Here is an 18,814-nt window from a genome sequence, read left to right as displayed (position 1 = left end):
GTGGGTTCAGGCGGGCCGGACGGTGCCGGGGATGCCCGACCGCGAGTGGGAACGCCTGATGGCCACCCCGGTCTGGCCGACCTGGTAGCGAGGGCCGGGCCGACACGGAGCAGACGCGAAAGGGGCCGCCCCGGAGGGCGGCCCCTGACGTGTGGACGTCGTCGCGCGGAGGCGGAACGTCAGTTGTTGCCGACGCCGTTGCCCGACAGGACCGGGATGTCGTCCAGGATGTGCGAGAGGGCCTCGTCACCCTTGGCCTGGGTGGAGTTCTCGGTGCACTGCTGGTTCTGCGGGGAGGACAGGACGTTGATGTCCTGGACCGCGATCGGGATGGCCCCGATGAGCGAACCGGCGTTGACCTTGGCCGGCAGGCCGACGCACGGCTTGTTCAGGGAGCCCTGAACGAGCGCGAACTGCGGGCTCATGTGGCCGTACGTGGCGGAGTTGCCGTACTCCTGGTGGGCGCCGTTGCCGCTGAGCGACGTGGTGCCGCCGTCGTTGGCGATGGCGAGCGCGGGAGAGGCAACGGCGGCGGTGGCGCCGACGATGGAGACGGCTGCGGCCGCAGTGGCCATAACCTTCTTGATCACGGGAGTTCCCTTCTAGAACCGGCTCCGTGCAGGGAGCGGCCTGATCAACTGGCTGTGGACGCAAGGGTTCCGCTGTGTCACTCCCTTGGCGGAGCGCACTCGACAGCGCTAAACGAGGTGCCAGTCGAACGGGTGAAGCGCCGGAACCTCAGCCCCCGCGCGCAGTTGATCCCGTCGCATCAATCACGTCGATTGGTGGGAACAGGAACGGAATCACCGTGATCAAGAAGATTATGGCGGCTGCGGCTGTGACGGCCTCTGTTGTCGGCGCTTCTGCTGCGGCGGCCTCCCCGGCGCTCGCCATCGCCGACGACGGCGGCACCACGTCGCTCAGCGGCAACGGCGCGAGCCAGTCGTTCGGCAACTCCAAGACCGCGGGCGACATGAGCCCCCAGTTCTCGGCCGTCCAGGGCTCGCTGAACAAGCTCTGCCTCGGCGTCCCGGTCAAGGGCAACGTCGGCTCGGTCGTCGGCGTCCTCGTCCCGGTCGCGGTCCAGGACATCAACGTCCTCTCCTCCCCGCAGAACCAGCAGTGCACCGAGAACTCCACCCAGGCCAAGGGTGACGAGCCGCTGTCGCACATCCTGGAGGACATCCCGGTCCTCTCCGGGAACGGTGCCTACAACGGCTGATCCGTCTCGCGCACGACAGGGCCGGAGGGAACGATCGCGTTCCCTCCGGCCCTGTCCGTGCGCGCAATGGAGTGAAAGAACGAAAGTCGTCGTTTTCGCGGTTTCCTTTGTGCGGCATGTTCGTTGTGTTGCGTGAAAAGTGTTCCGCCACCGAAAGGATGCAGACGAAAATGAACTGTAAGAAGGCTGCTGCCGTCGTCGCCGGAATCATCATGGCCATGGGTGCGGCGACCCCCGCCTTCGCCGACGCGGGCGCCGAGGGCCTCGCCGTCGGTTCGCCCGGCGTCCTCTCCGGCAACGTCGTCCAGATCCCGATCCACGCGCCGATCAACGTCTGCGGCAACAGCGTGAACGTCATCGGCCTGCTCAACCCGGCCGCGTTCAACACCTGCGCCAACGTCTGAGCCCTCGGCGGCACGCAGGCACAGGGGCCGGCCCCCCGGAGAGCGTCCGCTCTCCGGGGGGCCGGCCCTCCCTCATGCCGAGACCGGCGCCCTCCCGCCCGTGCGCGGCCGGCCCACCGCCCCGCCCCGGCCCCCCGCCCGCAGCCGCCGCCGCACCCCGCGCACCAGACGCCCCGCCGTGTACTCCGCGCCGAAGACGAACCGCATCGAGGGACCGTACGAAGGAGCGGTGAGCAGCCCGGCGAGGAACAGGCCCGGCCACGAGGACTCGAAGAGACCGCCGACCTCCGGGGCGCCGCCCGCGCCGACCGTCCGCATCGCACCGCGCAGCGCCGGGGAGAGCACGCCGGCCCGGTCCAGGCTCGGGGTGAACCCGGTGGCCGCGACGACGTGGTCGGTCTCCAGGACCGTCGCCCCCTCAGGCCCGGCCACGTCGAGCCGCAGGCGCTCGTCCCCCGTCACGGCCGCCGCGGTGATCCGCTGCCCAAGGCGTACGTCCCCGACCGCCGCGAACCGCTCACGCAGCCACCAGGCACCCGCCGGGCCGAGCGCCGAGTCGAAGATCCGCTCGCGCCTCGCGGCCGGCAGCCGGCGGAAGACACCCGGGGTGTCCGCGTACAGCTTGTTCCGCCAGCCGCAGCCGAGCCCCGTGTGCGGCGCGCGCACGCTCGGCCACAGCCCCCGTTCGAGGGCCGGGGGCAGGGTGTTCCAGTGCAGCCGGTCCGCGCGGGCGAGGACCCGTACGGTCGCGGCGCCCCGCTCGACGAGGAGCGCGGCCGTCTCCAGGGCGGCCTGCCCGGCCCCGACGACGGTCACGTCCCGGCCGGCGAAGCGGTCCAGCTCCCCGTGGTGACTGGAGTGGGTGACGTACCGCCGGGGCAGGCCACGCAACGGCCCCGGGATCTCCATGAACGGCAGGACGCCGACGGCCAGCGCCACCGTCCTCGCCCGCAGCGCCTCGCCGTCCTCGGTCCGCAGCTCGAAGCCGTCCGCGCCGGGCGCGACCCGTTCGATCAGCCGCTCGTCGAGCGCGGGCACCGCCTGCCGGGCGAACCAGTCGCCGTACGCGGCGAAGAAGTCCACCGGCAGCGGCACCCCGTGCGTGGCGCGCACGCCCCGCGTGGCGGCGTAGGCGTCGAGCCCGTAGGCCCGCTCCGGGTCGGAGAGATGGGAGGCCCAGGGCTCCGACTTCAGGAACATGCCCGAGGGCATCGCGTGCCAGGACTCCATCGAGCGGCCGAAGGTCCGCAGGTGCAGCCCATGGGCGGCCGCGTGCGCGGCCACGGACAGACCGTACGGTCCGGCCCCGACGACCACCAGGTCGTACATCGACTTCGACATCGTGCCTTCCGCCTTCATCGTGGGGTGAGCTGGTGGGAGGAGCTGCGGGCCTGCGGCGCCGTCGGGGGCAGCGGCGGACGCGTCCGCAGGGATCCGAGGAAGCGGCGCGCCGAGGCCACCGCTCTGCGCAGCAGGTGCCCGAGCCAGGCGAGACCCATCGCGAACGCCGGCGCCGGGTCGTCCGCCGCGCACCAGGCGTACTCGGCCCGCCGCGACGCGCCCTCGGACCCGGCTCCGGCCCCGTCCGCGGGACGGCGGCGCGGGGAGGTGAGGAGCGACAGCGCCGCGTAGTTCTCGACCACGAACCGGCGGCCGTACGCGGGGGAGTGCGGGGGTACGGGACGCCCCGTGAGGTCCAGATGGAGCGCCCGGACCACGTCCAGACCGTCCGCGTCGGCGAAGAGCCGGAACTGCGCGCCGGGCCGGGGGTTGAAGTCGAGCAGGTGGTACGCGCCCGTCGACCGGTTCATCCGGAAGTCCAGGTCGCACACGCCCCGGTAGCCGAGCGCGGCGAACAGTTCGCGGGCCGTGCGCTCCACGGCCGGGTTCGCCGTCCAGCGGCCCACCGCGGTGAGCCCGGCCCCGTCGGGCCAGGACCGCTCCTTGCGGCCCGTCGCCCCCGTCGTACAGCCGCCGTCCGCGTCCACGTAGCCGTGGAAGAACCAGTCCAGGTCACGGCCCGCCGGGAGGAGTTCCTGGAGCAGCAGCCGGCTGCCGGCCTCCGGGCTCCGGGCGTACAGCTCCCGCACCTCGGCGAGGGACCGCACGATCGAGGTGCTGCGCAGCCCGCCGCCGGCCGGAAGCAGCCAGGGGCGGCTCCACTTGGCGACCACCGGCAGACCGAGCGACCAGGCCATCGCGGCGGCCTCGTCGGAACCGTCGGGGAGTTCGGTACGGGGATGGGGAAGGCCCAGGGACGCACAGGTCTCGGCGAGCGCCGCCTTGTCCGCGACGCGCAGCAGCTGCTCCTCGGTCTGTTCGGGGAGCAGGAAGCGCGGGGAGAGCTCGGCGCGGCGGCGCGCCAGGGCGAGGGCGCTCACGTCGTCCAGGGGGAGGACGAGGACGGGAGTTGACGAGCCGTCGGGTGTCGGGGCCGACTCGCCCTCGATCTCGTCCGCGTACCGGTGAAGGAGGGCGGTCAGCTCGGTGGCGGTGGTCGTGCCGGGAGTCGCGCGCGTCGACCGGAGATATCGGGAACGGGCGACCGGGCTGGTGCTCGATTCGATGACCGCGTGGACCGGAATTCCCGCCCGGCCCAGTGAGCGCGCGGCTCCGAGCGTGCCGTGATGGAAGGGATTCCGGTCGATCCGTACGAGGACGGTGGGAACGCTGGTGTCGAAACTCTGACGACGCAGCACGGCTTGCCCTTCATCTCGGGTGCCCCAACTGGGCGATGAAATCCTCTAATGGACTACTGATCAGGGGAAGCCGAGTTCACGGTCGGCTCATTAGGAATACTTTCGGAGTATCGGATTGACGGATCATCAAAAGGCGTACGACGCGAAGGAGCGGCCATGGCGGCTACACATCGGCGACCATCGAGAGTGTGGCTGGGGGTGTTCACCGCCGGTCTCCTCGCCTCGGGCTCAGTCGTGCTCGCGTCCCCCGCGCACGCCTCCGAATCAGTAACGACGACAGACCCCGGACCGACTCTCTCCAGCGCCATGGGAGCCTTCCTCGACTCGGGGTCGCTCGGGGTCGCCCGCATCGAGCAGCTGGAGCAGTGGCTCGGCGGACGCGAACTCCGTGTCGGCCACACCTACCTCCCCGGCGACCTCTGGAAGAACATCGAGGGCCCGCCCGGCTTCCTCGACGCCTGGGCGGACTGGCGCAACGAGAAGGCCGACCGCCTGTTCGTCCTCAACGTCCCCATGCTGGAGCGCAACGAGGCCGGCGTCTCCGACGCCGAGGTCCGCCGCCAGCTCCAGCTCGGCGCCGCCGGGTACTACGACCACCACTTCACGGCCCTCGCCGAGCGGCTGGTCCGGCTGCGGGCGGCCGACACGGTCGTCAACCTCGGCTGGGAGATGAACGGGACGACGTACACCCACCGCTGTGCGCCCGACCCGACCGCGTGGAAGAAGTACTGGAACCGGATCGTCACCGCGATGCGTGCCGTCCCCGGCCAGAAGTTCCGCTTCGACTTCAACCCGAGCCGAGGCCGTGACGCCGTTCCGTGGACCGAGTGCTACCCGGGCGACGACGTCGTCGACATCATCGGGATGGACTCGTACGACCAGCCGCCGGGTTCGAGTTTCGACCAGCACGTCAGCGAACCGTACGGGCTGCAGAAGCAGGTGGATTTCGCCGCCGAGCACGGAAAGGAGATCTCCTATCCCGAATGGGGGCTCTTCCGTAACGGCGACAACCCCGTATACATGCGGCGCATGCTGGAGTGGATGAAGCAGCACAAGCCGCTTTATCACACGATCACCGATTACTGCCCGCACGGCGTCTGGCAGTGCGACGACAATCCGCGGTCGTCGCAGACGTTCCGGCAGATGCTCTACGGCACCGAGCCGGAACTCCCGACCCAGCCGACGGATCCCACGGACCCGGTGGACCCGACAGAGCCGGTGGACCCGACGTGGCCGACGGAGCCGACGGATCCGGTGGACCCCGTGGACCCGACGGACCCCGTGGACCCGACGGACCCCGTGGAGCCGACCGATCCCACGGACCCGGTGGACCCGACGGACCCGGTGGACCCGACGGTTCCTGAGCCGAAGCCCGAGCCCAAGCCGGAACCCAAGCCTGAGCCGAAGCCCGAGCCCAAGCCTGAGCCCAAGCCGGAACCGAAGCCCGAGCCGAAGCCCGAGCCCAAGCCTGAGCCCAAGCCGGAACCCAAGCCGGAACCGAAGCCCGAGCCCAAGCCCGAGCCGAAGCCGGAGCCGAAGCCCGAGCCGAAGCCGGAACCGAAGCCCGAGCCGAAGCCGGAACCGAAGCCCGAGCCGAAGCCTGAGCCCAAGCCTGAGCCCAAGCCGGAACCGAAGCCCGAGCCGAAGCCGGAACCCAAGCCTGAGCCGAAGCCTGAGCCGAAGCCGGAACCCAAGCCTGAGCCCAAGCCGGAACCGAAGCCCGAGCCCAAGCCCGAACCCAAGCCCGAGCCTCTGCCGGAGCCCGAGCCCAGCTGCTGGACCGTGAACCTCGGTTCGTGGGTCGAGAGTTGGATCGGCGGTCCGGTCTGTGTCCCGAAGGACTCCTGGAAGGACGAGGTCGACCTCGACTGGAAGGAAGCGCTGAAGGGCGTCTGGCCCTTCTGACCGCCCGCGACAGCGGCGGCGGAGATCATCCGCCGCCGCTGTTCGGCGTGCGCCCGGTCAACCGGCCGGCCGCACGGCCCACCCAGGCGCGTTCCCGCGCCTGCCGGGCCGCCCAGCGGCGCGCGCCGGCGGCGCCCGCGCGGAACCAGAGCAGCGGGGCCGTACCCCGGCCGGTGAGCATGAGCCGCTGGTTGCCGACGGTCTCGGGCCGCCAGTGGTGCTTGTACGCCTCGGTGCCCCGCAGCATGCTCAACGTGTCCCGGCCGCCCGCGCTCGTCTCCCCGGCGCCGTGCCGGAGCAGCATCGTCGCGACGTCCACCTTGCGGGCCCGCAGGGCCGGGTCGGCGCCGTACAGGTAGCCGCCGGCGAGCCGCGGCGACATCAGGGTCAGGTCGGCGGCCACCACGTCCCCGGCCAGCCGGAACTCGGTCACCATCGCGTCCCCGCGCTCCACCATCGGGCGCACGGCCCGGGCGAGGTGCTGGGCGAACCGCGCGCTGGTGTGCTCGGCGGTGACGCCCCGCCCCTGCCACTGGAGCTGATGGAGCTTCAGGAGCCGGTCGAGGGCGGCGGGCACCTCGGTCCCGGTGACCACGTGCGTGTCGATGCCGAGGGCGTCGAGTTTGCGCAGCTTGGCGCGGACCCGCTGGGCCTTCCCGGACGGGATGCGGGCGAGCAGCCCCTCCATGGGGACGGCGGGCAGTTCGAGGCACAGGGAGTCGGGCATCCGACGGCGTGGACCCCGCCAGTGGACGAGGACCCGCTCGCTGGCCGCCCCCGGCCGCACCTCCCGCAGGTCGACCACCGCGCCCCGGGCGGCCCGGGCGAGCGCCCGGGCCAGCGCGGGTGCCGCCTCGGGGCAGCCGTCGTCGAGGAGCACGTCCGTGAAGTCGGTGATCGAGCCGCCGAGCTGGGTGAGGACGGGCAGCGGACCCCGGGCGCGCATCAGGGCCGCGGCGGCGACGAGTTCTCCGTCCTCCCGTCGTACGAGCACCAGCCGCAGCGCACCGGGCCTGCCGTACGAGAGCCACCAGGAGTGCAGCCAGGCGTGGGACTGGAAGGGGGTGGCGGTGGAGCAGCGCCCGTACAGCGCCGTCCACTCGGCCGCCAGCCGCCCGAAGCCCTCCTCGTCACGGCAGATCTCCGTCCGCAGGGCCGGTCCGGCGCCCGTCGCTCTCGGACTCACACCGCCTCCGGCTGGTGCGCGGCGGCGGCCGGAGCGGGCACGGCGGCGGAGGACACGGCTCCGGAGGCGGCCGCCGCCTGCCGGGAGTGCCGGGCCTCGCCGCGCGCGGCGGCGCGCCTCGGACGGACCAGGAGGGCAAGGCCGCCGAGGAGCCCGCCCGCACAGCCGCCGACGAGCGCGGAGAGCGGCGCGGAGGGCGAGACGGGCGCGACCGGCTTGGTCGCGCGGGAGAACTGCACGACCTTCACGCCCGTGCTGCCGGCGACGTGGCTGCTGTTGAGGACGAGTGCGCGGGCCACCCCGTCGGCCATGGACACGGCCTTCGCGGGCTTCTCCGCCTTGGCGGTGATCGAGATCATCGGCGCGTCCGGGGAGGTCGCGGCCTGCACGTTCCTGCGCAGGGTGTCGGCGGTGACCCCCGCCCACACCTGGGCGTCGCCGGTCACCGCGATGTCGGTGGCGACGCGCCCGTAGGCCTGGGCGAAGCCGAGCGCGGCGGCCGGGTCGGACTTCTCGGCCGGTACGACGATGACGTAGCTGGTCGCCGCGTACTGCGGGGTCTTCAGCGCCCCGTAGCCGCCGCCGAGTACGGCTCCGGCGAGGACGGCGGCGGGCAGGACCGCCCAGCGGCCCGGTGTGCGCAGGCCGGCGGGGAGGAGGGTGCGGCGTGGCGTGGTGTTCATGGGACGGGCTCTCTCACTTCGCGGGGGAGGGGGTGCCGTGGACGGCCTGGTCGTAGAGGGACATCAACTGCTGTGCGCTGTGCGCGATGTCGTAGCGGCGGGCGGCGGCCGGCAGCGGGAACCGGGCCGGGCGGGCGTCGTGGACGCCGCGCAGCGCGGAGATCAGCTCGGGTACGGACTCGCCGATCCGGCGGGCGCCCGGTGCCGCCGCCGGTGCCAGGTCGTCGACGGCCGGGCAGGCCACGTACAGGACGGGCAGCCCGGCGGCGAGGGCCTCGACGACGGCGAGCCCGAAGGTCTCGTCGGGGGAGGTGGACACGAAGACGTCCATGGCGGCGAGCAGTCCGGGCAGCGAGGGTCCGGGCCGGTCGGTGCTCGGCGGGTCCTCGCAGGCCCCGGCGAGCAGGACCCGGTCGGCGGCGCCGCACTCGCGGGCCACCCGGAGGAGTTCCGCGCGCTGGTCGCCCTCGCCGACGAGGAGCAGCCGGACGTCCGGGATCGAGGCCGCGGCCCGGACGAGCCGCTCGAACCGCTTCCCGGGCGTGAGCCGCCCCACCCCGCCGACGACATAGGCGTCCTCGGGCAGCCCGAGGGCGGCCCGGGCGAGGCGGCGGGCGCGGGTGTCGAAGGCGAAGCGGTCGGTCTCGATGCCGTTGGGAACGATCCGGATGCGGTCCGGCGGCACCCCCCAGGCGGCGAGCCGGCGGGCGACGCTGGGGGAGACGGCGACCGTGGAGGTGCCGAGCCGCTCGGACGCGAGGTAGAGCGCCCGGGTGCCCGCCGAGAGCGGCCGGCCCTCGATCTGGGACTCGCCGAGGGAGTGCTCGGTGGCGATGACGGGCCGCACGCCGGCGAGCCGGGCCGCCGTCCTGCCGTACACGCAGGCCCGGTACAGGTGGGTGTGGACCAAGTCGTAGCGGCCCTGCCGGACGATCCGGGCGAGGCGGGGGAGCGCGCCGATGTCACGGTTGCCCGCCATGCCCAGATGGGTGACGGGGGTGCCGTCGGACTCGATGCCGGCGGCGACGGCGCCGGGGTTGGTGAGCGTGACCACACCGCTCCGCACCGGCAGATGGCGGAGCAGGAGCCGCAGCTGCTGCTCGGCGCCGCCGATGCCGAGCCCGGTGATGACGTGCAGGACCTTCACGAGGCACCGACCACGGCGGGGCCGTACCGGGCGGGGATCAGGTCGGCCGGGTGGCGGCGGCGCAGCGGGTGCAGGAGGCGCTTGGCGGTGAGCCGCCACGAGGTGTCGCCCTCGCCGATGTGGACCCGGGGCAGGGCGTACGTGCCGGTGTGCGGGCCCGGGTCGATCGCGCAGCCGTAGCGGTAGCCGGCCCTGCGCACGGCGTGGATCACGCGCGGGTCGACCTTCCCGTACGGGTAGCAGAAGCCCTCGACGGTGGTGCCGGTCATCTCCTCCAGGAGCGCGCGGCTCTGCCGGGTCTGGGCGGCGAGCTCCGCGTCGTCGGCCTGGGTGAGCGCGACGTGCGTGAGCCCGTGCGAGCCGACCTCCATGCCGGCCTCGGCGATCCGCCGGATGCCGTCCTCGGTGAGCAGCGGCTTGCGCGGACCCTCCGTGTCCCAGCTGTTCTCGCCGCCGAGCCGTCCCGGCAGGACGTACACCGTCGCCGTGAAGCCGTGCCGGCGGAGCAGCGGCAGCGCCGAGTCGAGGAAGTCCGCGTACCCGTCGTCGAAGGTCAGCCCCACGAGTCCGTCGGCGCGCCCCTCCGCGGTGGCGGCGAGCAGCTCCCGGACCGACACCCCGCGCAGTCCCCGGTCGCCCAGCCAGTGCAGCTGCCGGGCGAAGCGCACGGGGGAGACGGTCACCCGGTACGGATCGTCAGCGGTGTCCGTGATCGAGTGGTACATCGCCACCCACGGGGGCGGCTTCATCCACAGGGGCGGCTTCGGCAGCAGACGGCTCAGCGCGGTGGCGGCGGGCATGGGGGGTCCTCCGGGAGGCGGAGCGGGGCAGGGGCGGAATCTCGGGCGCCTTGGCGGCGCAGGCGATGAAGATCAGGAAGACGCCGATCACGGCCAGGCCCGCCACCCCGACGGCGAGGGCGGCGGGGCCGATCGCGAGCGAGCACAGCCAGCCGGCGCCGGTGGCCCACGCGCCCGCGGTGGCGAGCCGGAGCAGCCCCTCGCCGAGCCGGTCGACGTGGACCGGTACGGCCTGCCGGTGCGCGCCGCGCAGCAGCAGGACCGCGGTCAGGGTGATGCCGAGGGCGTTGGCGGCGGCGATGCCGACGGCGCCCCAGTAGTGGGCGCCGGGGACTCCGGCGGCGGCGGTGGTGACGAGCCCCGCGGCCATCGCGGCGGCCGGGTACCAGAGCGGGCGCGCGGCGGAGAAGTAGCAGCGGACCAGGGCGCCCACCATCGTCTGGCCGAGCAGCCCGAGGGCGTAGACCCGCATGACGGCGGCGGTGGCGACGGTGTCGGCACGGGTGAACTCGCCGCGTTCGAAGAGGAGCTCGACGATCCGGGGCGCGGCCGCGATCACCGTCGAGGCGCCGACCAGGACGACGACGGCGGCGAGCAGCAGGTCCCGCTCGACGCGGCGGCGGGCCGCCTCCGTCTCGCCCGCCGCGAGGGCGCGGGCGACCACCGGGAAGCTGACCGTGCACAGCATCAGGGACAGGATCATCGGCATCTGCGCGACCTTCTGCGCGTAGTTCAGATGCGAGATGGCGCCGGCGGGCAGCGGTGAGGCGAGGAAGCGTTCGATCAGCGTCTGGGACTGGCGGGACAGCGAGAACGCGACGACGGGCGCGATCAGACCGAGGACCAGGACGCGGCCCTCACCGGTGGAGGGGGGTGTGAGCGCCTCGGGCTCCCGCACGGGTACGGGGCGGGCGCGCAGCTCCCGGACGAGCGAGGGGGCCTGGACGAGGACCATCAGGATCCCGCCGACGGCGACCCCGGCGGCGGCCGAGCGCACGCCCCACGGCTCGCGGAACAGCAGGATGGTGCCGATGATGCCGGCGTTGTACGCCACGTAGATGGTGGCCGGTGGCAGGAACGAGCCGTGCGCGCGGAGCGCCGCCGAGCAGTAGCCGACCAGGGCGAAGGTCAGGACGCAGGTCCCGGTCAGCCGCGTGCAGTCGATCGCGAGCCCCGGGTCGGGCAGCCCCGGCGCGAGCGCCCCCACGATCAGCGGGGCGGCGGCGACCAGGACGGCGGCGACGACACCGACGGCGAGGGTGAGCCGGGGGAGCGTGCCGCGCACGAGGGCGCGCACGGGGTCGCCGGACAGACCGCTCGAACGGCGGGCCAGGGCGCGGGAGAACGCGGGCACGAGGATCAGCGCCAGCGCGTCCTCGATGAGCAGCGTCGAGGCGAACTCCGGCACGGTCCACGCCACGAGGAACGCGTCCGTCTCGGCGCCGGCCCCGAAGTACCCGGCCAGGATCTGGTCCCGTACGAGCCCGAGCAGCGCCCCGAGAGCGGTGAGCCCGGCGGTGACGGCGGCGGCCTTCGCGAGGAAGCCGCGGCCCTCGGGCGCGCCGGTCCTGGCCGTCCGGCCGCGCGCGTGGGCGCGGCGGCCGGTGGGCCGGGGGGTCCCCGGCAGCACGACGGCCTCCGAGGGCCCCGGGGAGTCCGTGGGGCCCGGAGGCGCGGTCGGCCAGGGGTCGGTCGGCGGGGCGCCGCAGGGCGGTCCGCCCGTGGGGCGTGGTTCACCGGCCCGCGGGGTGTCCGTGGGCTCCGGTTCCCCGGCCCACGGGTCACGCACGCCGGACCTCCGCGAGGGCCCACCAGGCCGCGAGGCCCAGCACGACCGACATCAGGACCGTCGAGGGGCCGCCGATGTCCGCGTAGAAGAAGTCGATGAGCTGCCAGCCGAGCAGGCCCGTCGCGACGAGCGCGCAGTCCGCGCCGAGGCGGCGCCGCCGCAGCGCGCCGACGAGCAGCGCCAGCCAGCTGCCCGCGAGGGCGAGCAGCCCGAACAGACCCTGCTCGCTGAGGACCAGGAGGTACATGTTGTGCGGGGAAAGCAGCGGCTGACGCGCGAAGGCGGCGCCCGCGCCGGCCGTGTCGCTGCCGGAGGACAGGGCGAGGGAGGCGTTCGAGTCGCGGTACTGCGGGAACCCCTTGAGGCCGACGCCGGTGACCGGCTCCGAGGCCCACATCCGCCCGGCCGCGGCCCACATCGTGTACCGGTCCGTCACCGACTGGTCGGGCGCGCCCGCCACCTGCGTGATGCTGGCGACCCGCTCCTTCACCATCGCCGAGCCGATGCCGAGCCCGCCGACCAGGACCACCCCGAGCGCGCCGGCGGCGAGCGCCACGCGCGCGGCCCGCCGGGGCCCCGAGAGCAGCAGCTGGGCCCCGCAGGCGAGCACGGTCGCGATCCACGCGCCCCGGCTGAACGACAGCACGAGCGGCACGAAGAGCAGTCCGGCGCAGACGAGCGCCGCCGTCCGGGTGCGGCCCGGTCCGCTGCCGAGCGCGATCCCGGTGACGACGACGAGCCCGTACGACACGACGGTCGCCATGCCCATCACATCGGTCGGCCCGAAGGTGCCGACGGCCCGGATGTCCTCACCCATGTACGAGGCACCGGTGCCGGTCAGGTACTGGGCGACGCCGACCGCGCCCTGCAGCAGCGCGAGCCCGACCAGACCCCAGGCCACCACGGCGAAGTCCCGCCGGTCGCGGATCATCAGGAGCACGGCGGCGGGGACGAGCACGAAGATCTGTACGTACCGGGCGACGCCCGGCAGGCTCGCTGCCGGGTCGTTCGAGGTGATCGCCGCGAGGCAGATCCCGAGGACCGGCAGGCCGAGGACGACGGCCGCCGTCCGGGTCAGCGGCCGGGCGCCGCCGCGCAGCACCCGGACGAGGCAGATCAGGACGAGCAGCCCGGAGGCCGCGTCGGCGACCGTGCCCGTGCCGCCGGTGCCGCCCTGCGCGCCGCCGCCGCCCGGGACGAGCAGCAGCGCGATCACGGCGAGGACCGGGGAGAGCGCCCCGGCCCTGCGCGCCCAGTCCCGTACGTCGTCCGGGGCGAGCGCCGGCACCGTCACGGCCGTGGCCATCCTCAGCTCCCTGTGGGTCGGACGAGTCCGGCCGCCGTACGCAGCAGGATGCAGACGTCCTGCCAGAGCGACCAGTGGTCGATGTAGTGGTTGTCGAAGCGGCAGCGGTCCTCGATCGAGGTGTCGCCGCGCAGCCCGTGCACCTGCGCCAGACCGGTCAGCCCCACGGGCATCCGGTGCCGGGCCGCGTACCCGGCGTGGATCTTGCTGAACTGGGTGACGAAGTAGGGGCGTTCGGGCCGCGGCCCGACCAGGCTCATGTCGCCTCGCAGCACGTTCCACAGCTGTGGCAGCTCGTCGAGCGAGCTCTTCCGCAGGAAGCTCCCGGCCGCGCTCATCCGCCGGTCGCCCGCCACGTTCCAGCGGGTCGCCGACTCGGTGTCGTCGGAGGGACGCAGCGTGCGGAACTTGAGCAGCGTGAAGTGCCTCCCGTGCCGGCCCACCCGCTCCTGCCGGAACAGCACCCCGGGACCGTCCGCGAGCCGCACGGCGAGCGCGCAGAGCAGCAGCACCGGCAGCGCGAGCGCCAGCGCGGGCGCGGCGAGCGCGATGTCGAGGGCGCGCTTGGCGGGCAGACCGCGCCGCTCGACCGGCGGGGCGACCCGCTGCCAGGCGTACCCCCACATGTGCGCGCCCATGGGGCCGGTCCGGTGGCGTCCGCCGACCCGCCAGGTCGTGCAGCCGTAGTTCTGGAAGAGGGCCACGAGCGCCGGGTCGTCGTCGAGGAACACCGCGTCGCGCACGGTGTTCTGGATGACGGCCCGGTGGATCTCCTCGGTCGTGGTGAGCACCGGCAGCCCGGCCTCGCCGGCCGGCCGGTGCGCGCGGCCCTGCTCGGGCACGCCGACGATGCCCACCGGCCGTACCCCGTACTCGGGATGCTGGGCGGCCGCGGAGGCGAACCGGCGCGCGGCCCCCGCCCCGCCGACGACCAGCGCCGACCGGGGGTGGGCGCGGGCGATCCGGCGCCGCCGGGCGAGCAGCAGTGCCCGGACCAGGACCACGACGCCGACGTGCGTGGCGTACGCGGCGCAGAGCCGCAGCGGTCCGATCGCCAGGGTCGGGGAGTACGCGGCCACCGCGGCCGCCGCCAGACACCAGGCGACGCCGGCCCGGGAGGCCAGCGCGGGCAGTTCGTCGAGGGCCCGGGTGTGCGGGGCCGGGCGGTGCAGCCCCGCGTGCCCGTCGAGGACGAGGACGAGCGCCACGATCGGCAGCAGTAGCCGGGCGTCGTGGTGCGCCCCGCTCAGCAGCGTGGCGGCGGACAGGACGGCCAGGGCGTCGACCGCGACGAGCGGCAGCACGCCGGACCGCGACCGCGCGGGGCGGTACGGGAGGGCGAGCCGGTCGGTCCTGCCGCGGCGCGGTGCGAGGGAGGCGAGGCCGAAGCTCTGGCCTGCCGTGGGCCAGGGGCCGGGGGAGGGAGGGACGCTGGTGCTTTCGGTGGTCACTGCGCAATCGGCTCTCTGTGCTCGGTGCCTCGCACTCCGGCCAGTTCGCGGTAGACGTCCGCGACGGCCGCGCCGGTGCGCCGGACATCGAATCTGCTGAGTACGTGCTCATGGGCCTCGCGGCCCAGGCGGTGCCGGAGCTCCTGCCTGCCGAGGAGGCGGCCCAGAGCGGTGGCGAGCGCGGCCGGGTCCTCGGGTGGGACCAGGCACAGGGGTTCATGGGCGGGCGGCAGGCTCTCGCGGGCCCCGTCGACATCGCTGACGACGACCGGCCGGGCGGCGGCCATGGCCTCCAGCGGCGCGAGCGCCATGCCCTCCCAGCGGGACGGCAGGACGACCACGTCGGCGGCCCGGTACCAGGGGACGGTGTCGTGGACGGCTCCGGTGAAGCGCACCGAGGGGCCGGCGGCGGCGCGCAGCCGGTCGCCGTCGGGGCCGTCACCGACCAGGACGAGACGGGCCGTCGGCACCTCCGCGAGGACGGCGGGCCAGGCGGCGAGCAGCACGTCCTGGCCCTTCTGGCGGCAGAGCCGCCCCACGCAGACGACGGTGGGCACGGGGTTGCCGGGAGGGCCTCCGGTGGCGAACCGGGCCACGTCCACACCGTTGTGGACGACGGACCAGTCGGCCGTGATCCCGGCGGCCTCGCCGGTGCGCCGCTCGGCCTCGCTGACGCAGAGGATCCGGTCGGTCCAGCGGGCGCCGAAGCGTTCCCAGCGCCGGGCCAGCGCGGCGGTCGTTCCCTCGACCGCCTCGAAGGACCAGGCGTGCGGCTGATACACCGTCGGGATCCGTCCACGCAGGGCGAGTCGGGCGCACAGCCCGGCTTTCGCGCTGTGCGCGTGGACGAGTCCGGGGCGGACGGCGCGGATCACCCGGGCGAGGCCGCGGGTCTCGCGGACGAGTTCGGGCCCGGGGTTCCGGCCGGCCCGCCAGACATGGGTGTCGGCCCCCTCGGCGCGTACGGCGGCGGCGAGGACGGTGTCCGGTGGGCAGGCGACCGCGACCCGCAGGCCGGCGGCCAGTTGGGCGCGGACGAGGTCGGTGACGACACGGGCGACCCCGCCGTCACCGGGCTGGACCGCGTGCAGGACGGTGACGGACCCGAGGTCCGTGTCTCGTGAAGGCAGCACGTCAGCGCCGGACGTCCGCCTGGAAGAAGAGCGCACCGAGCCAGACGGTGTCCTTCCGGCTCCCCGACCGGACGTGGACACGGTCGGCTCCGTCGCGCAGTGCCCCCCGCAGATCGAAGACGTCGGAGTCGTACCCGAGAGTGTTCGTACCGTCGGGTGAGCGGACGGTACGACCGGTGCCGAATTCGGTGATGCTGGAGTTCATCACGTCGTCCGCGGAATTGGCGGAATCGGAGAGCCGGAAGCTCTTCGAGCGGCGTGTTTCCACCGCCAGGTAATCACCGGAAGTACCCCGGTCGCCGTCATAGGCGATCACCCCGAGACTGCCGTTCGTCGCCTTGCCGTAACGGTTTGCGTCGAGCGGTACGCGAAGCTCGCCGGAGTGTGGGCCGACCGTTTCGAATCCGTCCCAGACACCGATCCTGCGGAGCGGCTCCGACGCCTTCTCGTACGCGGCGACGAGCGTCCAGCCACCCCAGCCGCCGACCGCCGACCGGCCCATGGCGACGTTGACCTGCGCGACCGTCCACTGCCCCGAACGGGAGGAACGGACCAGTTCGGTGACATCGGCGGAGGCCTGGAAGGCGTCGGCGCCGTCGGCCGTGCGGTGCCCGATCAGGGTGTCCGCGAGCAGCGCCTTGTACGCACCGCCGGGCTCGGCGATCAGCACCCGGCCGTTGTCCTCGGGCGGCTTCTGCTCGCCCACCCGCAGGTTGCCGCCCCAGTAGAGACGGGCCCAGCTGACCCGGGCGCCCGCGGGAACGGCGAGCTCGGCACGGCTGGAGTTGTACGTGTTGGGGTCGCTGTCCACGTCGACGTAGGCGATCGCGGCGTCGTCGTTGACCGACTCGGTGCCCTTCGCGCCCTTCGCCGAGGAGTTGGCCGCGCGCACGACCCCACCGTGCTGCACGGACTGGTAGCGCGCGGCGAACGGGACGCGGCTCGCCTCCCCGGGCCGGGGGGCCGAGGCGGAGGCGACCGGCAGCGCGGCGGACAGCGCCGCACACGACAGGGCGCACAACACGCTGCGACGCACAGCAAGAACCGCTGAATTCCGCATACAGGTTCTCCGCTTTGATGAGAGAAGGAAGGGAAGACCCGTGAAGGCCGGGAGAGGGGAAGGTGTCGTCCGCACGAAATGGGTGAACGCGCGGCGGGCCCGGAAGCAACGTTCGGGAACGTTATAACCCCGACGCGGGGCGATAGTAAGCATTAGATGCCTGGAAACGCTAACTCCCGTATCCACGCGGCAGGTTCCTCGTTGAGCGTGTTGCGCCATTCCACGCCCACTCCCTCCAATGGCCCTCCTATGGCCCAAAGATCGGTTGAACGTCACCCGTTCGGGAGAGCAACCGATGAAAACCCGAGGCGTTGTTGAGAGAGCCGGGCCGAACAGTCCGCGCAGTCCACGTTGAATTTCGATCGAGGAGCACTTCCCCATGTCCCGTATCGCCAAGGCCGTTGTCCTGACCGTGGGTGCCGCCGCCGCGGTCGCCGGTGCCGCCGGTGCCGCCACCGCCGACGCCGGCGCCGAGGGCGCGGCCGTGAAGTCCCCCGGTGTCGGTTCCGGCAACGTCGTCCAGGTCCCGGTGCACATCCCGGTCAACCTCTGCGGCAACACCGTCAGCGTCATCGGCGCGCTGAACCCGACCTTCGGCAACACCTGCGTCAACGCCTGATCCGGCACGCCTGATCAGTCCTTCCGAAGCCGGTGCGCCCACTCCCGACGGGGTGGGCGCACCGGCTTTTTCCTTGTGGTCATGGGGTCGGTACTCGTTCGGCGGCACCGTCGTGCGCCGGTCGGTGCAACGGCGTACGCCCCTTCGGGGGGCATGTTCGAGGCGGGGATTCACTCGAACGGAGGCGTGGCGCTCAGTAGTTCTGCGGTTGCGTAGCGCTATACCCGCAGGCACGGTGAGAGGGAAGTTGTCCGACGCATAAGGAAAAGGAACACATATGCGTCCCCTGGCCACGCGCCGCATCACCGCCCTGGCGATATCCGCCGCCATCACCCTCGGCACGGCGGGACCCGCCATCGCCGACGAACACCATCCGTCCACCGCGGCCGAACGGGCCGCCCGCGCACCCCTCCCCGACGCCGCCGCCCTGCTGGCCCAGGCCGAGGCGCTCGGAGAGCTCGGCTCGGTGACCACGCCCGTGACCGAACTCGTCACGGCCGCGCTGAAGGCCGACTCCGGTCAGCTCCCGGCGACCGACGCCGACACCCTCAAGGCCAAGATCGCGGCAGCCGTCGACGAGGCCAAGGCCGCCGCGCCGGCCCCGCTGCCGGACGCGCCCGTCACGCCGCCGTCGACGGACCTTCCCGTCACGCCGCCGTCGACGGACCTTCCGGTCACGCCGCCCGCGGCCGAGCTCCCCGTCACGCCGCCGGCCGTGGAGACCCCCGTCGAGCTTCCGGCGGCGCCACCCGTGGAAGCCCCGGCCCTGCCGGTGAAGCCACCCGTGACCCTGCCCGTCGCGGCCGGCGCGAAGGCCGCGTGGGCCGGGAAGGCGGCCGCTCCGGCGGACGTCGTCGACGACGCCCTCGCCACGGTCGAGAAGGCGGTCGCCGCCCTGCTCGCCGCGGTCACCTCCGGCGAGGCCGGCGCAGTCGTACCGCAGGTCACGGCGACCCTGACCTCACTGGTCAACCTGGCCGTCGCCACGGTCCTCGGCAGCGGCCTGCCCGCTCCCGACCTGGCCGGACTGCCCGCGCTGCCCACGCTCCCGGTCACCCCGCCCGAGCTGCCGGTCACCCCGCCCGAGCTGCCCGTCGACCCGCCCGTCGACGTGCCCGAGCTGCCGGTCACGCTCCCGCTGCCGGTCCGGTAGGACCCGCAGGCCCTCGTGCCGGCCCGGCGTCCCGCCGGGCCGGCACAGGCGTGCGCGGCGCTGGCGCGGCCCGGCAGAGGCGGTGCCCGATCGGCAAATAGCACCGGTCCGCATCGATCGGGTGCAGTGTCGAGAAATCCTTCCTTCCGGAGTTTCCGTGCGGCACGCCGTTCGTTACAGAAGCAGAACAAAGTGCGCGGGATTCGCCCAAGAGCCCTGTGCAGTACGTGACTTGAAGGTATAGAGGAAGGACTCAT

17 protein-coding genes are annotated in these 18,814 nt (G+C 73.5%); 5 read left to right on the top strand and 12 right to left on the bottom strand.

Annotated elements, in window-relative coordinates:
- Positions 1-179: 179 nt before the first annotated feature.
- Entirely contained in the window at positions 180-590 is a 411-nt protein-coding gene (locus ACIP84_RS26120; protein WP_055601480.1) for a rodlin, read from the bottom strand.
- A gap of 218 nt (positions 591-808) precedes the next feature.
- Here ACIP84_RS26120 and ACIP84_RS26115 point away from each other — a divergent pair, with 218 nt between their 5' ends.
- Positions 809-1,222, top strand: coding sequence for a rodlin (locus tag ACIP84_RS26115; RefSeq protein WP_401800753.1), 414 nt, complete (start codon positions 809-811; stop codon positions 1,220-1,222).
- Positions 1,223-1,392: 170 nt separating this feature from the next.
- Positions 1,393-1,626, top strand: a complete 234-nt coding sequence (locus ACIP84_RS26110) for a chaplin (protein ID WP_319310271.1) — start codon at positions 1,393-1,395, stop codon at positions 1,624-1,626.
- 72 nt (positions 1,627-1,698) lie between these two features.
- Here ACIP84_RS26110 and ACIP84_RS26105 read toward each other — a convergent pair whose 3' ends face one another.
- Both ACIP84_RS26105 and ACIP84_RS26100 read right to left on the bottom strand, forming a co-directional pair.
- Positions 1,699-2,955 carry an FAD-dependent oxidoreductase gene (locus ACIP84_RS26105; RefSeq protein WP_401801120.1) on the bottom strand — a complete coding sequence of 419 codons (1,257 nt, stop codon included), beginning with the start codon at positions 2,953-2,955 and terminating at the stop codon, positions 1,699-1,701.
- Positions 2,956-2,981: 26 nt separating this feature from the next.
- Positions 2,982-4,325 carry an ATP-grasp domain-containing protein gene (locus tag ACIP84_RS26100; protein WP_401800749.1) on the bottom strand — a complete coding sequence of 448 codons (1,344 nt, stop codon included), beginning with the start codon at positions 4,323-4,325 and terminating at the stop codon, positions 2,982-2,984.
- Between the two features lie 306 nt (positions 4,326-4,631).
- On the opposite strand from ACIP84_RS26100, the gene ACIP84_RS26095 reads away from it, so the two are divergent.
- Positions 4,632-6,230, top strand: a complete 1,599-nt coding sequence (locus tag ACIP84_RS26095; protein ID WP_401800746.1) for a glycosyl hydrolase — start codon at positions 4,632-4,634, stop codon at positions 6,228-6,230.
- Between the two features lie 25 nt (positions 6,231-6,255).
- On the opposite strand, the gene ACIP84_RS26090 is transcribed toward ACIP84_RS26095, so the two are convergent.
- The 9 genes from ACIP84_RS26090 to ACIP84_RS26050 all read right to left on the bottom strand — a co-directional run bounded on the left by ACIP84_RS26090 (position 6,256) and on the right by ACIP84_RS26050 (position 16,761).
- On the bottom strand, positions 6,256-7,416 hold the full coding sequence (locus ACIP84_RS26090) for a GNAT family N-acetyltransferase (RefSeq protein WP_401800743.1): 1,161 nt from the start codon (positions 7,414-7,416) through the stop codon (positions 6,256-6,258).
- The gene (locus ACIP84_RS26085) at positions 7,413-8,099 is read right to left on the bottom strand and encodes a lipopolysaccharide biosynthesis protein (RefSeq protein WP_401800740.1); all 687 of its coding nucleotides are present in this window, start codon (positions 8,097-8,099) and stop codon (positions 7,413-7,415) included. The genes ACIP84_RS26090 and ACIP84_RS26085 overlap by 4 nt, the downstream gene beginning before the upstream one ends.
- A 13-nt stretch (positions 8,100-8,112) precedes the next feature.
- Positions 8,113-9,246 carry a glycosyltransferase gene (locus ACIP84_RS26080; protein WP_401800737.1) on the bottom strand — a complete coding sequence of 378 codons (1,134 nt, stop codon included), beginning with the start codon at positions 9,244-9,246 and terminating at the stop codon, positions 8,113-8,115.
- Positions 9,243-10,046 (bottom strand): polysaccharide deacetylase family protein, encoded by an 804-nt coding sequence (locus ACIP84_RS26075; RefSeq protein WP_355961789.1) that lies wholly within the window; start codon positions 10,044-10,046, stop codon positions 9,243-9,245. Before ACIP84_RS26075 ends, ACIP84_RS26080 begins: the two co-directional genes overlap by 4 nt.
- Complete coding sequence (locus tag ACIP84_RS26070; protein ID WP_355961999.1) at positions 9,943-11,676, bottom strand: lipid II flippase MurJ; 1,734 nt, start codon at positions 11,674-11,676, stop codon at positions 9,943-9,945. The genes ACIP84_RS26075 and ACIP84_RS26070 overlap by 104 nt, the downstream gene beginning before the upstream one ends.
- A 151-nt stretch (positions 11,677-11,827) precedes the next feature.
- Complete coding sequence (locus ACIP84_RS26065; RefSeq protein WP_355961791.1) at positions 11,828-13,141, bottom strand: O-antigen ligase family protein; 1,314 nt, start codon at positions 13,139-13,141, stop codon at positions 11,828-11,830.
- A gap of 2 nt (positions 13,142-13,143) precedes the next feature.
- The gene (locus ACIP84_RS26060) at positions 13,144-14,592 is read right to left on the bottom strand and encodes a sugar transferase (protein ID WP_355961794.1); all 1,449 of its coding nucleotides are present in this window, start codon (positions 14,590-14,592) and stop codon (positions 13,144-13,146) included.
- Positions 14,589-15,725, bottom strand: a complete 1,137-nt coding sequence (locus ACIP84_RS26055) for a glycosyltransferase (protein ID WP_355961796.1) — start codon at positions 15,723-15,725, stop codon at positions 14,589-14,591. The genes ACIP84_RS26060 and ACIP84_RS26055 overlap by 4 nt, the downstream gene beginning before the upstream one ends.
- Before the next feature lies 1 nt (position 15,726).
- Positions 15,727-16,761 carry a DUF3344 domain-containing protein gene (locus ACIP84_RS26050; protein WP_401800734.1) on the bottom strand — a complete coding sequence of 345 codons (1,035 nt, stop codon included), beginning with the start codon at positions 16,759-16,761 and terminating at the stop codon, positions 15,727-15,729.
- 403 nt (positions 16,762-17,164) lie between these two features.
- On the opposite strand from ACIP84_RS26050, the gene ACIP84_RS26045 reads away from it, so the two are divergent.
- A complete protein-coding gene (locus tag ACIP84_RS26045; protein WP_030324034.1) occupies positions 17,165-17,404 on the top strand; it encodes a chaplin in 240 nt (79 codons plus the stop codon).
- Between the two features lie 277 nt (positions 17,405-17,681).
- Entirely contained in the window at positions 17,682-18,557 is an 876-nt protein-coding gene (locus ACIP84_RS26040) for a hypothetical protein (protein WP_401800731.1), read from the top strand.
- The last annotated feature ends 257 nt before the right edge of the window (positions 18,558-18,814 follow it).

The sequence above is a fragment of the Streptomyces sp. NPDC088707 genome, assembly GCF_044752725.1.
Classification (GTDB): domain Bacteria; phylum Actinomycetota; class Actinomycetes; order Streptomycetales; family Streptomycetaceae; genus Streptomyces.
This window is presented reverse-complemented; position numbering and strand designations above follow the sequence as displayed.

What these genes read in the sequence shown, in the direction of transcription:
- ACIP84_RS26045 (WP_030324034.1), top strand. Translation starts at nt 17,165, where the DNA reads ATGTCCCGTATCGCCAAGGCCGTTGTCCTGACCGTGGGTGCCGCCGCC.
- ACIP84_RS26110 (WP_319310271.1), top strand. Translation starts at nt 1,393, where the DNA reads ATGAACTGTAAGAAGGCTGCTGCCGTCGTCGCCGGAATCATCATGGCC.
- ACIP84_RS26095 (WP_401800746.1), top strand. Translation starts at nt 4,632, where the DNA reads ATGGGAGCCTTCCTCGACTCGGGGTCGCTCGGGGTCGCCCGCATCGAG.
- ACIP84_RS26075 (WP_355961789.1), bottom strand. Translation starts at nt 10,046, where the DNA reads ATGCCCGCCGCCACCGCGCTGAGCCGTCTGCTGCCGAAGCCGCCCCTG.
- ACIP84_RS26085 (WP_401800740.1), bottom strand. Translation starts at nt 8,099, where the DNA reads ATGAACACCACGCCACGCCGCACCCTCCTCCCCGCCGGCCTGCGCACA.
- ACIP84_RS26040 (WP_401800731.1), top strand. Translation starts at nt 17,682, where the DNA reads ATGCGTCCCCTGGCCACGCGCCGCATCACCGCCCTGGCGATATCCGCC.
- ACIP84_RS26065 (WP_355961791.1), bottom strand. Translation starts at nt 13,141, where the DNA reads ATGGCCACGGCCGTGACGGTGCCGGCGCTCGCCCCGGACGACGTACGG.
- ACIP84_RS26105 (WP_401801120.1), bottom strand. Translation starts at nt 2,955, where the DNA reads ATGTACGACCTGGTGGTCGTCGGGGCCGGACCGTACGGTCTGTCCGTG.